We start from the raw sequence: 14,454 nt of genomic DNA on the forward strand, positions 1-14,454 counted from the left end.
GTCTCACTGCACCACCCAGTGAGACTTTCACCGATATCACCTGGACCGATGGGTGAAAAGTCGCAAAGGGCGGCACCTCCTGCCGGTGGGATGGGGCAGGCTGGGGCGCATGTCGGAGACACCTCTTCCCGGCGGCTTCGTGAACGTCGTCGTCCGCGTCGGCGACACCGTCCGCCGCGTCCCCTCCCGGCGGGCCGCGTACGTGCACGAGTTGCTGCGCCTGTTCGAACGGCACGGCTGGCCGGGCGCGCCGCGCCTGCTCGGCCTCGACGAGCACGGCCGCGAGATCCTCGGCTACCTGGCCGGCCACGTGGCCTGGGAGGAGGCGCAGCCGGACGGCGTGACGTCCGACGAGAGCCTCGCGCGGGCGGCCGGGCTGGTGCGCGAGTTCCACGACCTGACCGCGGGCACCGCGCTGGCCGGGGACGGCGAGGTCGTCTGCCACAACGACCTGTCGCCGAAGAACACCGTCTACCGGGGCGAGCCGCTGCGCCCCGTCGCGTTCATCGACTGGGACCTCGCGGGCCCCGGCCGGCGCGTCCACGACGTGGCCCACGTCTGCTGGCAGTACGCCGGCCTGGCCCCGGGGGCGGACCCCGGGGAGGCGGCCCGCAGGGTGCGGGTGATCTGCGACGGCTACGGGCTCGCGGACCGGGGCGAGGTGGTGGACGGCGTCCTGTGGTGGCAGGACCGCTGCCGGCACGGCATCGAGGCGGACGCGGACGCCGGGCTGCCGCACGCGGTCCGGCTGCGCGCCGACGGCGTCGTCGCGCGGGTGCGCGCCGCCCGCGACTGGGTCGCCGGGCACCGGGACGAGCTGGAACGGGCGCTGCGCGCCTAACCCAGCGCGGCCGGGCTGGGCCGCTCCGTCGGCACGTAGTCGTGGCGCATGCCGTGGTCGCCGAGCCACTGCCGCAGCCCCGCCACCGCCGCCGGGTTCGCGGCCACCTGCGCCGCGTACTCCGACAGCGACACCTCCTCGCCGTCGTCGAACAGCAGCCGGGCCGGGCCCGACCACGACAGCGTCCACTTGGCCTCGCCGAGCTGGATCAGCACCGCCTCCAGCGCCTGCCCCAGCACCCCGGCCAGCAGCGTGGGGGACGGGCTCCAGCCCTGCTCCAGCAGCTTGGCCTCCAGCTCGGCCTGCCGGCCCCGCGCGATCGCCTCGAACGCGGCGTCCAGGTACGGCTGCCCGGCCCCCATCACCTGCTGCCCGGCCGCGGCCAGGTCGCGTACGGCGTCGGCGTTGCGCCCGGTGTACATGCCGTGCTCGATCAGTTCCTCCCACGACACCGGACGCAGCGTCGCCAGGGCCTCGGCGCTCCACATGGACTGCTCGACGGCCTGCACCGCCACGTTCGGGTCCACCAGCAGGGTCAGGGCCGAACGTGGGTCCGGGACCTGCTGCGGCTCCGGTAGGTGCTGGATCGCGGCCAGGCGGTCGGTCAGGCTGGGGTGCGAGTCGTACGGGGAGACCTCCTGCGGCTGCTCGCTCAGCCGGGCGAGCTCGGCCTGGCGCTCGGGGTCGCTCATCAGCGCGTGGAAGCCCCCGAAGACGGCCGCGGGCCGGGTGCCTCCGGCGCCGGTCAGTGACAGGTAGGAGCTGACGTACAGATCCCAGCCGGTCGCGGTGGTGTGGATCTTGCGCAGCGCGCCCGCCATCGCCTGACGGCCGCCGATCGAGACCGCGAGCTGGTCGGCCTCCAGCTCCTGCCGCCGCGAGACGGCCTGCGAGACCCGCAGGTACATCTTGGCGTACCAGGTGAACAGGCGCTGGACGAACGGGTGGTTGCGCAGCCCCTGCACGGTGGCGATGAGCGAGACGCGGCCCCGGTAGACGGGCGCGCCCAGGCGGGTGTGGGCGCCGCTGTAGTGGCCGAGCTCGTGCCCGAGCACCGCGCGCATCTCGTCCACCGTGAGTGTCTGCAGCACCGGCAGCCCGATGAACATGCGCCGGCGCGTCGCCCGCAGCCCCAGGAACCTGGTGTCCTCCGACACGGCCGCGTTCACCTCCGCGACCAGGCGGATCTCGTCGGGCGGGGCGGTGCGGACCCGCTGGGACAGCTCCTCGACCGTCTGCCACAGGACGGGCTCGTGCTCGCGCCCGACCGGCACGCCGGGCTGCTCGCCGTCGCGGCGGCGGCTGACCACCACCAGCGCCCGGACGAGCGCGCCCGCGATCAGCGTGAGCACGATCGCGGCCCGGACCGTGTTGCCGTGGAAGTCGACGAGGAGCATGACGTCGAAGAAGATGGCGGCGCCGAGGATGAGGCCGACCAGTACGTAGAAGCCGGCGAGCAGGGCGAAGGCAAGCACTGCTCGGAACGCTGTCGTCATGGGGGAGGGCTCCCGGGGAAGGGGTTCTCGCGAGGCTTGACACTAGCGGAGACGGGAAACTGGATAAAATCGCTACAGAGATGCCGTACTACGACCAGCATGACCAGGAGCGTTGGGTTCCGGAACTTCCCGGCAATCCGGAACGCTCCGCGTTCGAGCGGGACCGGGCCAGGGTGCTGCACAGCGCCGCACTGCGCAGACTGGCCGCGAAGACGCAGGTCGTGGGGCCTGGAGAGACGCTCGGCGGCGGCCAGCACATCCCCCGCACCCGGCTGACCCACTCGCTCGAATGCGCCCAGGTCGGCAGGGAGATGGGCGCCACCCTCGGCGTGGACCCCGACCTCGTCGAGACCGCCTGCCTGGCCCACGACCTGGGACATCCGCCGTTCGGGCACAACGGCGAGGTGGCGCTCAACGCGCTGTCGGCCTCGTGCGGCGGCTTCGAGGGCAACGCGCAGAGCCTGCGCCTGCTCACCAGGCTGGAGGCCAAGGTGCTGACCGAGGACGGCCGCAGCGCCGGCCTCAACCTGACCCGCGCGGCCCTCGACGCCTCCATCAAATATCCGTGGACGTGCCGCACGTCGCCCAAGTTCGGCGTCTACGACGACGACCTGCCGGTGTTCGAGTGGATCAGGGAGGGCGCGCCGGAGGGACGGGTGAGCTTCGAGGCGCAGATCATGGACTGGGCCGACGACGTCGCCTACTCCGTGCACGACCTGGAGGACGCCCTGCACTCCGGCCACGTCACCCCGGAGGCGCTCCAGTCGCCCGCCGAGCGCGCCCGGGTGTGCGAGACCACCCGCACCTGGTACGCCCCCGGCACCGACCTCGTCGAGCTGGAGGAGATCTTCGCCAAGCTGATCGACGACCCGCTGTGGCCGCACCGCTTCGCGGCCACGCTCGCCGACCTGGCCGGGCTCAAGGCGCTCACCAGCGGCCTCATCGGCCGCTTCTGCCGCTCCGCCCAGGCCGCCACCAAGGAGCAGCACAGCTCCCGCCACCGCGCCGACCTCGTCGTGCCGCACGCCACCCGGCTGGAGTGCGCGCTGCTCAAGGGCGTCACCGCGCACTACGTGATGACGACCGCCGACCACCACGCCAACCAGGCCAGGCAGCGCGACCTCATCACCGAACTGGCCTCGCTGATCACGCTCGGCGCGCCCGGCACGCTGGAGCCCGCCTTCCGGCCCGCCTTCCTGGAGGCGTCCGGAGACGCCGCCCGCGTCCGGGTGGTGATCGACCAGATCGCCTCGCTCACCGACACCTCGGCGGTGGCCTGGCATCGCAGGCTGTCGCGATGACCAAAGGTTCGTCAACAGGCAGGTCGCCTGACGCAACCTGCTTTCCCGACGACCCCGGCGGGCGCATACTGCGCCCATGGCCACATATGTGATCGTCGGCGCCGGACTGGCTGGGGCGAAGGCAGCGCAGACGCTGCGTGAAGAGGGGTTCGACGGCGAGATCGTGCTGATCGGCGCGGAGGCCGAGCGGCCCTACGAACGGCCGCCGCTGTCCAAGGGCCACCTTCAGGGCAAGGGCGAGCGGGAGCAGATCTTCGTCCACGAGCCCGGCTGGTACGCCGACAACGGTGTGGACCTCCGACTCGGCACCAAGGTCACCCGCATCGAGCCCGCCCACCATCTGATCAGGCTCGGGGACGGCTCGCGCCAGCCGTACGACAAGCTGCTCATCGCTACGGGAGCGGTGCCCAGGCGGCTGCCCGGGCCCGCCTACTACCTGCGCACCGTCGAGGACAGCGAGGCGCTCAGGGCCCGTTTCGCCGAGGGCGGGGCCGTGCTGATCGTCGGCGCCTCCTGGATCGGGCTGGAGTGCGCGGCGGCGGCGCGCGCGGCCGGCTGCCAGGTCACCGTGGTCGAGCCCGAGCCCACCGCGCTCAACCGGGCGCTGGGCCCGGAGCTCGGCGAGCTGTTCGCGCGCCTGCACGCGAGCAAGGGCGTGGACCTGCGCTTCGGCACGGCCGCCGCGGAGGTGACCGGCACGGGGGTGCGCCTCAGCTCCGGCGAGCGGCTGACCGCCGACCTCGTCGTGGCCGGGGTCGGGGCCGCACCCGAGGTGGGGCTCGCCAGGGACGCGGGCCTCGACGTGGGCCAGGGCGTTCTCACCGACGCCGCCCTGCGTACCTCACACCCCGACGTGTTCGCGGCGGGCGACGTGGCCGAGTCGTTCCACCCCCTGTACGGCCGCCGCATCCGCGTCGAGCACTGGGCCAACGCCCTGCACGGCGGCCCGGCGGCGGCCCGGTCGATGCTCGGCCAGGAGGTCGTCTACGACCGCCTCCCCTACTTCTTCACCGACCAGTACGAGCTGGGCATGGAGTTCTCCGGCGACATCGAGGGCCACGACGAGATCGTCTACCGTGGCGACCCGGAGAGCATGGAGTTCATCGCCTACTGGCTGCGCGACCGCCGCGTGATCGCCGGCATGAACGTCAACGTGTGGGACGTCGTGGACGAGATCCAGGAGCTCATCAGGTCGCGGGTCACCGTCCATCCAAAGGAGCTGTCGTCGGGGTGAGCGTGATGGTCTCCTCCTCGTCGTCCTCCTTCTTCTTCTGCGGCTTCGGGGTCTTGCTCGGCTGCGGCTCCTGCTGCTGCGCCGCCCTGGGGGCGTCGCACTGGATCGTGCACTGCGGCGTCTCGCCCAGCTTGGCGCGCAGTTTCAGCGTCTCCTCGCGGGGGGACAGCGTGCGGTTGCCCTTCTGCCAGGCGTCGAGGTAGTCCCACGGCTTGACCATGCCCCTGCGGACCCACCAGTAGGCCGGGCCGGTCTTCCACGAGATCGCGAAGTAGAGGTTCGGCCCGGTGTCGCGGGCGTTGCCCGTCGTGCCCACCCGGCCGAGCAACTGCCCGGCCTTCACCCGCGTGCCCGGCTTGACGCCCTCGGCCACGGAGTCGAGGTGCCCGCCGAGGTAGCGCACGCCGTCGTCGCCGATGATCGTGACGAACCTGCCCTCGCGGGTGGCCCCGGCGTCGGTGGCCGACGACCAGTTGTCCTGGACGTTCACCTCGTCCACGACGCCGCCGACGGGCGACACGAACGCGCACCCCGGCTTGGCCCAGATCGTCGTCTTGGGCAGCACGAGCAGCTTGCGCCGGTACTCGGTCTTACAACCCTTCACCGGGAAGGCGTAGGTGTACTTCGACAACTTCGGCGGCGGGACGCGCACCGGCTCGCCGCCCTCGGGCGGCTGCTCGGCCGCGAGCTCGTTCGGGGTGGGCCCGTCGTCGGGCCCCTCATTGGACAAGGTGGCGGCGGCCGCCTCGCCCGTGACCGGGGCGGTGGCGGGCGACCCGGCGCCGACCCCGACCAGCCCGGTGACCTGGGTGCAGGCACCGGTCAACAGCACAGCGCCCGTGACGGCCGCCCATCGTCCGACAAGCCCCGATCGCATGATCTCCACCCGTGTCACCGTTTCCACCGACAACCTTTACCTTTGTAGCCGACGCGGAGACCTCGTATCACCGGTTTCCCGCGATAGGGGCCCGGAGACGACGCTCGGTTTCCTGCCCGCTTCCCATGCCGGGGACACCCCGGCGGCGCGGAACCGTCAGTGGGGCGGAATAGACTTCCCGGCGTGGCTGGCCGGATTCGTGACGTCGACATCGCGCTCGTACGCGAGCGCTCGCCCATCGCCGATGTGATCGGCGAGCACATCCAGTTGCGCAACGCCGGAGGCGGCAACCTCAAGGGGCTGTGCCCGTTCCACGACGAGAAGAGCCCGTCGTTCAACGTCACGCCCGAGCGGGGCATGTACTTCTGCTTCGGCTGCTCCGAGGGCGGCGACGTGATCACGTTCGTCGAGAAGATCGAGCACCTGTCGTTCGGCGAGGCCGTCGAGCGGCTGGCGCAGCGGGCCGGCATCCAGCTCCAGTACGAGCAGGGCGGCTACGTCCCGAGGCGCGACCACGGCGAGCGGGCCAGGCTGATCGAGGCGCACCGGGTGGCGGCCGAGTTCTACGCGGCCAAGCTGATGGCCCCCGACGCGGCGGTGGGGCGGCGCTTCCTGTCCGAGCGCGGGTTCGAGCGGGCCGACGCCGAGACGTTCGGGGTCGGCTACGCGCCGGCCGAGTGGGAGGCGCTGACCCGCCATCTCCTGGGGCGCGGTTTCACCGCCGAGGAGCTGGTGAAGGGCGGGCTGGCCAAGGATGGCCGGCGGGGCCCGATCGACCGGTTCCGGGGGCGGCTGATCTGGCCCATCAGGGACGCGACGGGTGATGTGATCGGATTTGGCGCGCGGAAGTTGCTCGATTCCGATGACGGTCCGAAATATCTGAATACGCCTGACTCGCCGCTTTACAAGAAGAGCCAGGTCCTCTATGGGATCGACCTCGCGAAACGCGAGATCTCCAAGCGCGCGCAGGCCGTGATCGTCGAGGGATACACCGATGTGATGGCCTGCCACCTCGCCGGCGTGCCGACCGCCGTGGCCACGTGCGGCACCTCGTTCGGCGAGGAGCACATCAAGATCCTGCGCCGTTTCCTGCTCGACCAGGCCGAGTTCCGGGGCGAGGTGATCTTCACCTTCGACGGCGACGCGGCGGGGCAGAAGGCGGCGCTGCGGGCGTTCGCCGACGAGCAGAAGTTCGTCACGCAGACGTACGTCGCGGTGCAGGGCGACGGCCTCGACCCGTGCGACCTGCGGGTCAAGCAGGGCGACGCCGCCGTGCGCGACCTGATCGCGAGCCGGGAGCCGCTGTTCCAGTTCGCGATCAGGAGCACCATCTCCCGCTACGACCTGCGCAGCAACGAGGGCAAGATCGCCGCGCTCGACGCCGCCGCGCCGATCGTGGCCGGGATCAAGGACGTCGGCCTGCGCAAGCGCTACGCCATCGACCTCGATCGGTGGCTGGGTTTCATGGACGAGCGCTTCGTCATGCAGCGCATCGCCGAGGCGTCCGGGGCCCAGCAGGGGGGCCGGCAGCGCGCGCCCAAGGCGGCGCCGGTCGATCCGAGCGTCCGGGTCGAGCGTGAGCTGCTCAAGCTGGCCGTGCAGCGCCCGGCCCTGATCGGCCCCCGTTTCGACGCCCTCGACCCGCAGGCGTTCACCGCTCCCGACCACGTGGCGCTGCACAAGGTCATCGTGGCCGCCGGAGGCGTCGCCCAGGCGGGCGCGGGCGGGCGGGAGTGGGTCGACCTCCTGCTGGAGCACGCCCACGAGGAGGGTGCGCGGGCGCTGGTGACCCGCTTCGCGGTGGAGGCGATCCAGGTCGACCCGCACGCCGAGGAGCGGTACGCCGCCGACATCCTGACCGCCGCCGAGGCGATGCCGCTGGATCGGGCGATCGCGCAGGTCAAGTCGCGTATCCAGCGGCTCAATCCGGTGGAGCAGCAGCAGGAGTACAACAAGCTGTTCGGGGAGCTGGTGGCGCTGGAGCAGCAGCGCCGGGTCCTGCGTACCCGGGTCGCCGGCGGTTGAGCGCGTTCATTTCTCCGGCAATGGCACGATGAAATGCCTTGCGGGCATAAGTCCTGCATAAAGGGCGATTCTGGAGACGCCGCTTCGCGTGGCGGGCGAGCCCTGTCCGGTGCCCGGCCGCCGGGGTCGCGCGGGCGTCCGGGAGGGCCGGGGCGAGGGCGGCGCGGGCAAGATCGTGAAGGTGGGGAGCCGTGTGGCGGCCGTGCGCGCCGCCGCGCCCGATCGGTGATGATCGTTCTCGTTTGGTAACGGTTCGGCCGCGATCGCGGGCGGCAAACCAGGGCCGGTTGATCGGGAATTTGGCGCGGTCCAACATGTGACAAAGAGCCAGAACAACGTCATCGAGGCAGCGAAAGAGATGCGTCCGACCCGTCGGTGTCGCCGGACGCGTGAATCCAGAGCGCGTAATTGGCTTTACTTTCCTGATCAAACTCGGGCTAAACCTTTTCGCGATCTCGATCCGGCAAAGACGATCGTCTTACCTTCGGTGACAAAAATGGGTCTGCCATTTGATGGAACCAATACTGCAGACTGTCTCCCGTGGGTGCATCGGTGCTGCCAAGTGTTCCGCCATCGGTAGATCAGGTGGCGGACCTCGTCGCGAAGGGAAGGGAGCGCGGGAGCGTCACCGTCGATGACGTCGCAGCCGCGCTTGACCGATCCGAGTTGCCGTCCGACGCTCTGGAACGCGTCGTACGCCTGCTCGCCGAGAACGGCGTGGAGGTCCTCGAGCCGCAGGGCGACGAGGAGACCACCCGCGCCGAAGAGGAAGACGTAGGCAAGCGGGCGCCGACCAGTGATCTGGTCCGTATCTATCTGCGGGAGATCGGCCGCGTGCCGCTGCTGACCGCAGAGGAGGAGGTGGAGCTCGCCAAGTCGATCGAGGCCGGCCTGTTCGCCGAGGACAAGCTGGGCAACGGGGTGTCGCGGCTGGCCTTCCCGGAGTTCCGGGAACTCGTCTGGCAGGGCACCCGGGCCAAGCAGCGGCTGATCGAGGCCAACCTCAGGCTCGTGGTGTCGATCGCCAAGCGGTACGTGGGCCGCGGCATGCTGTTCCTGGACCTGATCCAGGAGGGCAACCTCGGGCTCATCCGGGCCGTCGAGAAGTTCGACTACACCAAGGGCTACAAGTTCTCCACCTACGCCACCTGGTGGATCAGGCAGGCGATCACCCGGGCGATCGCCGACCAGGCGCGGACGATCCGCATCCCGGTGCACATGGTGGAGACCATCAACAAGCTCGTCAGAGTCCAGCGCCAGCTCCACCAGGACCTCGGCCGCGAGCCGATCCCCGAGGAGATCGCCAAGGAGATGGACCTCCCTGTCGATCGGGTGGTGGAGATCCAGCGCATCGCGCAGGAGCCCGTGTCGCTGCAGTCGCCGATCGGCGAGGAGGACTCCGACCTCGGAGACTTCATCGAGGACGCCGACGCTGTCGTGCCCATGGAGGCCGCCGCCTTCATCATGCTGCAGGACCAGCTCGACGACATCCTGGCCACGCTGTCCGACCGCGAGCAGCGCATCATCCAGCTCCGCTTCGGGCTGGCCGACGGGCATCCGCGCACGCTGGAGGAGGTGGGCAGGGAGTTCGGCGTCACGCGGGAGCGCATCCGCCAGATCGAGTCGAAGACGCTCGCCAAACTGCGCCACCCGACGCGCGCCCAGATGTTGCGCGACTACCTCGACTGACCCGCGCACACAGGGACGGCCCGTCCGGGCCGTCCCTTCCGCGTGCTCACGAACAGCCCTCGAACTGCGGCACCGCGATGATCCCGCGCTTGAGCCACTGCTCGCCGAACCACTTGCGCAGCAGCTTGCGCGCCGTGCCGTCCTGGTACATCCGGGTGATCACCCGGTTGACCGCCTCGCACCCCGGCACGTCGTCCTTGGCCAGGCCGACGCCCGTACGCTGCTCGTTGAACAGCGCGTTGGCCAGCCGCAGCCCCGAGCCGTCGCGGGCGGCCAGCCCCGCCAGGATGACGTCGTTCGTGGTGACCGCGTCCACCTGCTTGCTCTTCAGCGCCGCCAGGCACGCGCTGTAGTCGGCGAACGGCACCACCTCCGCCTTCACCCCGCGCTCCTCGACCACCCGCTGAGCCGCGTTCGCGCCCTGCACCTCGCAGATCCTGCGCCCCGCGAGATCGCGCACGTTCGAGATCCGCTCGTCCGGCCGGATCAGGATGTCCTGGTAGGAGATGTGGTACGGCCCCGCGAACAACACCCGGCGCTTGCGCTCCTGATCGATCGTGAACGTGGCCACCACGAGGTCGGCCCGGCCGTCCTGGAGCACCTTCTCCCGGTCGGCGGCCAGCACCCCCATGAGGACGAACTCCTTGCCCAGACCGGCCGCCAGGTAGCGGGCCACGTCCACGTCGAAGCCCTCGTACGTGCCGTCGGGCTTGCGGAACCCGACCGACGGCAGGTCCGAACGCACCCCGATGACCAGCGTGTCCTTGTCCATGATCGACGCGGGCCGGCCCGTCCCGCAGCCCGCGACCGTCATCGCCGCCAGGACCAGCACCACCGCCAGCACCCGCTTCACCGGTACTCCTTGAGTCGTGGCCATACGCCGGCGACCACCAGCAGGCCGATCGCGCCGATGGCGAACGGCAGCAGCCGCCACAGGTTGTCCAGCGCGCCCTCACCGGTCGTGATCGAACGTTCGAACACCTTCCGGTGCGAGTCCGCCAGCTTCGTCATCGCCTGGTCGTAACCGTCGAACGCCTTCTTGACCCCGCCCAGCCGCGCGGCGACCGCCTCGTTGGTCCGGCCGCTCACGGCGAGGTCGCGGAAGGACCGGTCGGCCGCCTGGAAGCCGCGGTACGCGTCGGCCACGGCCGCGCCCTGCCTGCCGGCGAGCTCGGGCCCCAGCAGGCCCAGGAAGCCGGTCGAGCGGGTGGCCACGGCGCTGTGGTAGTCGGTCAGATTGCCGGCGTTGACGTACATGACCGACAGCGACCGGTCCAGGAACGTGTGCTCGTAGGTGTCGGCCCGCTCCTTGTCCAGCAGGTAACGGCTCTGGTCGCCCTGCATGCTGTTGCTGATCGCGCGCGCCCTGGCCAGCGTCAGCACCGAGTCGAACCCGGCGGACTTGGCCGTGCGCAGGGCCTGCTCGTCCTGGGCGAGCACGGTCACCCCGAAGAACAGCGCCACCCCGGTCGTCACCGTCGCGGCCAGCAGCGCCGGCCCGAACACCCGGCGGAAGCGCCGCGCCAGGAACAGTTGCAGCCAGATCAGACAGCACAGCGCCAGCACCCCGGCCACCACGACCGCGGTCCGCGCCAGCGGCGCGAGGGCGGCCTTCTCGTCGTAGGTGGCGCGCACGATCGTGCCGCTCTCCAACGTCAGGTTGTACGCCTGCGGCAGCAACACCATGCGCATCAGGTCGGTCGCGTCGCGATAGGTGCGCACCACCTGCTCGGGCGGCGGCCCCGGCGGGTGCCCGGACTGCTCGTTCAGCAGCAGCGCCTGCCCGGCCAGCCGCTCGTAGCGGCCCAGACCGTCGAGGACCGACTGCACGGTGTCACGCTCGGCCGGGTTGTCGCCCGACAGCTCGAACGCCTGCAGCAGCGTCCGGCCGGCCTCGGCCCGCTGCGACTCGTACCGCGCGAGCGCCTCCCGGCGCTGCGCGGGATAGGCGTCGCCCATCACGAGCACGTTGGCCACCTGCGCGTCCATGTCGCTCAGCGCGAGGTAGAGGCCGGCGGTGGCGACGACCTGCGGGCCGGCGTCGCGGCCGATGACCCGCAGGCCCTCCCTGGCACTGGCGCTGCCGGCCGCGAGCGCGGCGAAGAGCAGGGCCAGCGAGGCGACCGTGATGCCCGAGATGACGCGGATCCGGCCGGGTACGCTGCGCCGCTGCGGCGCGGGAGGAGCGGGGGCGGCCGGCCGCGTCTGCACCACGGTCACGGCGTGCCCTCCCTGATCGTGATCACGGTCCACGCGCCCAGATGGATGCGGTCACCCGGGCCGACCGGGACCGGCACGTTCACCTTCAGCGTCCGGCCGTTGACCTGCGTGCCGTTCGACGAGCCGGGGTCCACCAGCATCCAGGAGCCGTCGGGCTGGGCCAGCAGCACGGCGTGCAGGTGCGAGATGCCCGGGTCCTCGGGCGGGCCGGTCAGGTCGATCTCGGGCCGCAGGTTCCTGGCGCGGCTGTGCCGCCCGACGCGTACCTGCTCGCCGCGCAGCGGGAACGACCGCTCGGGGCAGTACGGCGGGAACGCCATCGCGGCGGCGTCGGGACCGCCCTCGGCGATCACCTTCTCGTAGTACGTGCGGTCGGCGGCGGCGACCGCCTCGTAGCGCGCCCCCAGACCGGGTCCCGTCATGGGTCCCGCCAGGGGAGCCGGGACCGAGGCGCCGCCGCCGGTGTAGTCGTGGCCGCACACCTCGCAGAAGTGCCCGGCGCGCGGTGTCCGGCAGACGGGGCACGCCTCGGCGGCCGGATCAGGCGCGGCGGGCGGCGGCGCGGCCGGCTGCCGGGGAGCCGCCGCCGGGCCGCTCATCTGCGTGCCGCAGACGTCGCAGTAGTCGTCGGCGCCCGACGGGTGCCCCTGCGGGCAGGTCGCCATCAGGCGCCGTCCTTGCGCAGCCGGCTCGTCCGCACCGAGCCCGTGTCGAGCTCCAGCTCGTCGGCCTTGTCCACGTGCCGGCGCAGCCGCGCGGTGCCCGTGGCCGGGTCCACCTCCACCACCTTCTCCAGCAGCCTGGCCGTGTCCTCACGGCCCGACTCCTGGGCGAGCTGCCGTGCCTTGGCCAGGCGGGCGGTGGCCGTGCCGACGTCGCCCATGGCGCGGGCGTTGAGCCCGTCCTGGATCAGCTCGTGCAGCTCGGCCTGCCCGGTGTAGTGGGCGACCTTGCCGTTGATGCGGGTGGACTGCGCCAGGTCGTCGGTCCACTGGGCCAGTACGTTGCCGCTGGCCACGACGTCCTGCGTGTCGGGGCGTACCAGCTTGACCCAGCCCGCCCTGATCTCCTGCCCGATCTGTCCCGAAGGCACCTCCACGCAGATGTGGTACTCGCGCTCCTCCGTGCCCCACGAACCGGTCGGGTAGTCGCCGGTCAGCGGGTTGACGTCGGCCCGCTTGCCGGTCAGGTCGAGCAGCGTGGGGGAGACCTGCTTGACGAACTTCAGCCGCGCGGTCTGCGGCACCCACACCCGCAGCGACAGCTCGGCCACGGTCTTGTTCATCGAGGTCTGCGTGAGCCGGCGGAAGAACTCCGGCAGATCCCCCTGGTTGCGGACGTAGTCGAAGGTGCCGAGCATCGCCTCGGCCACCTTGCGCAGCTCGGCCGGCACCCAGTCGTCGCCGACGCCCAGGCTGTCGCAGACGAACTTGCCGCTCCAGCCCGCCAGCACGGAGGCGAACACCTCGGGCCGCTCGTTGTTCTGCCCGTCGGTCATGAGCAGCGCGTGCCTGATCGCCGACGGGTGCGCGGTCAGCAGGTGGCCGGCCAGCTTCAGCCACTCGCCGATCGCGGTGCCGCCGTGCGCGCTCAGCCGGCCGATGGCCCGCTCGGCCTCCGCCTTGGTGGCGGCGCTCGCCCGCACCAGGCTCCCGTTGCCGCCCGGGTAGACGACCGCGGCCCGTTCGGTGCCGGCGACCACCGCGAAGTGCACCCCGTCGCGCAACGTCCGCACGGCCGTGATCGCCGCCTGCCGGGCTTCGCGGATCTTGCTGCCGCTCATCGAGCCCGACGTGTCAATGATGATCACCTCGGCCGCCTCGGCGGGCGCGGCCTGGACGGGCGCCGCGCCCGTGGAGCCGATGGTGACGATGGCGTGCACCTCGCGGCCGTCAAGGGGGAGGTACTTGTTCTGGTCGATGTTCAGCGTGAAAGCGGGCTGGTCACCCATGTGCTTCTCCTAGGGGGATCAAGGCGATCGTCACGTTGTCCTGGCCGCCGCGGCGCAGCGCGTGGCGCAGCATCTCGCGGGCCATCTCGATGGGGGTCCCCTCGGTGGGGAAGGCGTAGCCGTCCAGGTAGCGCCACAGGCCGTCGCTGCAGATCAGCAGCAGCCCGGACGTGCCGGGGGCGAGCGCGCGGACGCGCGGGGCAGCGGTGTCGGCGTCGGCGCCGAGCCAGGCGGTGATCTCGCCGGTCTCCACGGCGTCGTCCTCGGTCAGGGGCGTGCCGGCGGGCAGCAGGTACGCCCGCGAGTCGCCGGCCCAGCCGACGGTGGCCCCGCCGTCCGGCCCGACGACGGCGGCGACGTACGTGCAGGCGGGCGCGTCGTCCAGCGAGGTCGCCAGCTTGGTCACGGCCCGGCCGGCCAGCTCGAACGCCTCCGCCTGCGGCAGGCCCCTGAGCAGCGCCGCCGAGGCGGTCTCGACGGCCACCGCGGACGCCTCGTCGGCCCTGGGCGAGCTGCCCACGCCGTCGCAGACCACGGTCACGACCGTGCCGCCCATCTCCAGCAGCGCCACCGCGTCCTCGTTGCGGCTGCGCCGCAGGCCCCGGTCGGTCAGCGCGCCCGCGCCGCCGTCGAGGACGAACTCCGCGTGGTCCCGGCCGGTCGGCTGGCGGGCCCCGCACCGCTCGCAGTAACCCTCCGGATCGACGGCCGCCGCGCCGCAGGAGACGCAGGCCGGCGCGCCCAGGGCGTGGCCGCACGCCTCGCAGTAGACGTCGCCCGCCAGCACGGGCGCCTCACACACCGGGCACCCGCCCGCGCC

General features: G+C 71.7%; 12 protein-coding genes. 5 read left to right on the forward strand and 7 right to left on the reverse strand.

The window, feature by feature from the left end; genetic code table 11:
* The first annotated feature begins 109 nt into the window (after nt 1-109).
* On the forward strand, nt 110-841 hold the full coding sequence (locus tag FAF44_RS07080) for a phosphotransferase (RefSeq protein WP_237102223.1): 732 nt from the start codon (nt 110-112) through the stop codon (nt 839-841).
* Here the strand turns inward: FAF44_RS07080 and FAF44_RS54490 are convergent.
* A complete protein-coding gene (locus tag FAF44_RS54490) occupies nt 838-2,316 on the reverse strand; it encodes a M48 family metallopeptidase (protein WP_308193292.1) in 1,479 nt (492 codons plus the stop codon). The two genes, FAF44_RS07080 and FAF44_RS54490, sit on opposite strands and share 4 nt — an antisense overlap.
* Nucleotides 2,317-2,417: 101 nt before the next feature.
* Here FAF44_RS54490 and FAF44_RS07090 point away from each other — a divergent pair, with 101 nt between their 5' ends.
* Nucleotides 2,418-3,638 carry a deoxyguanosinetriphosphate triphosphohydrolase gene (locus FAF44_RS07090; RefSeq protein ID WP_237102224.1) on the forward strand — a complete coding sequence of 407 codons (1,221 nt, stop codon included), beginning with the start codon at nt 2,418-2,420 and terminating at the stop codon, nt 3,636-3,638.
* Nucleotides 3,639-3,714: 76 nt separating this feature from the next.
* Nucleotides 3,715-4,872, forward strand: a complete 1,158-nt coding sequence (locus FAF44_RS07095) for an NAD(P)/FAD-dependent oxidoreductase (RefSeq protein ID WP_237102225.1) — start codon at nt 3,715-3,717, stop codon at nt 4,870-4,872.
* Here FAF44_RS07095 and FAF44_RS07100 read toward each other — a convergent pair.
* Nucleotides 4,838-5,749, reverse strand: a complete 912-nt coding sequence (locus tag FAF44_RS07100) for a M23 family metallopeptidase (protein WP_237102226.1) — start codon at nt 5,747-5,749, stop codon at nt 4,838-4,840. The genes FAF44_RS07095 and FAF44_RS07100 overlap by 35 nt on opposite strands.
* A 183-nt stretch (nt 5,750-5,932) precedes the next feature.
* On the opposite strand from FAF44_RS07100, the gene dnaG reads away from it, so the two are divergent.
* Both dnaG and rpoD read left to right on the forward strand, forming a co-directional pair.
* Nucleotides 5,933-7,774 carry a DNA primase gene (gene dnaG / locus FAF44_RS07105; RefSeq protein ID WP_237102227.1) on the forward strand — a complete coding sequence of 614 codons (1,842 nt, stop codon included), beginning with the start codon at nt 5,933-5,935 and terminating at the stop codon, nt 7,772-7,774.
* 552 nt (nt 7,775-8,326) lie between these two features.
* The gene (gene rpoD, locus FAF44_RS07110; RefSeq protein ID WP_237102228.1) at nt 8,327-9,463 is read left to right on the forward strand and encodes an RNA polymerase sigma factor RpoD; all 1,137 of its coding nucleotides are present in this window, start codon (nt 8,327-8,329) and stop codon (nt 9,461-9,463) included.
* 46 nt (nt 9,464-9,509) lie between these two features.
* On the opposite strand, the gene FAF44_RS07115 is transcribed toward rpoD, so the two are convergent.
* Genes FAF44_RS07115 through FAF44_RS07135 form a run of 5 tightly spaced genes read right to left on the reverse strand, consistent with a single transcriptional unit; the run spans nt 9,510 to nt 14,436 of the window.
* Nucleotides 9,510-10,316, reverse strand: a complete 807-nt coding sequence (locus FAF44_RS07115; protein ID WP_237102229.1) for a transporter substrate-binding domain-containing protein — start codon at nt 10,314-10,316, stop codon at nt 9,510-9,512.
* On the reverse strand, nt 10,313-11,683 hold the full coding sequence (locus FAF44_RS07120; protein ID WP_237102230.1) for a hypothetical protein: 1,371 nt from the start codon (nt 11,681-11,683) through the stop codon (nt 10,313-10,315). The genes FAF44_RS07115 and FAF44_RS07120 overlap by 4 nt, the downstream gene beginning before the upstream one ends.
* Complete coding sequence (locus FAF44_RS07125) at nt 11,680-12,348, reverse strand: FHA domain-containing protein (RefSeq protein ID WP_237102231.1); 669 nt, start codon at nt 12,346-12,348, stop codon at nt 11,680-11,682. The genes FAF44_RS07120 and FAF44_RS07125 overlap by 4 nt, the downstream gene beginning before the upstream one ends.
* The gene (locus FAF44_RS07130; protein ID WP_237102232.1) at nt 12,348-13,634 is read right to left on the reverse strand and encodes a VWA domain-containing protein; all 1,287 of its coding nucleotides are present in this window, start codon (nt 13,632-13,634) and stop codon (nt 12,348-12,350) included. Before FAF44_RS07130 ends, FAF44_RS07125 begins: the two co-directional genes overlap by 1 nt.
* Entirely contained in the window at nt 13,627-14,436 is an 810-nt protein-coding gene (locus FAF44_RS07135; protein ID WP_237102233.1) for a PP2C family serine/threonine-protein phosphatase, read from the reverse strand. The genes FAF44_RS07130 and FAF44_RS07135 overlap by 8 nt, the downstream gene beginning before the upstream one ends.
* Between the last annotated feature and the right edge of the window lie 18 nt (nt 14,437-14,454).

Origin of the sequence: Nonomuraea sp. MG754425, assembly GCF_021699195.1 — a bacterium.
Classification (GTDB): domain Bacteria; phylum Actinomycetota; class Actinomycetes; order Streptosporangiales; family Streptosporangiaceae; genus Nonomuraea.

Bases quoted from the DNA above. Each gene is read 5' to 3' on its own strand.
- FAF44_RS07080 (WP_237102223.1), top strand. From the start codon at position 110: ATGTCGGAGACACCTCTTCCCGGCGGCTTCGTGAACGTCGTCGTCCGC.
- FAF44_RS07090 (WP_237102224.1), top strand. From the start codon at position 2,418: ATGCCGTACTACGACCAGCATGACCAGGAGCGTTGGGTTCCGGAACTT.
- FAF44_RS07095 (WP_237102225.1), top strand. From the start codon at position 3,715: ATGGCCACATATGTGATCGTCGGCGCCGGACTGGCTGGGGCGAAGGCA.
- FAF44_RS07100 (WP_237102226.1), bottom strand. From the start codon at position 5,749: ATGCGATCGGGGCTTGTCGGACGATGGGCGGCCGTCACGGGCGCTGTG.
- FAF44_RS07125 (WP_237102231.1), bottom strand. From the start codon at position 12,348: ATGGCGACCTGCCCGCAGGGGCACCCGTCGGGCGCCGACGACTACTGC.
- FAF44_RS07130 (WP_237102232.1), bottom strand. From the start codon at position 13,634: ATGGGTGACCAGCCCGCTTTCACGCTGAACATCGACCAGAACAAGTAC.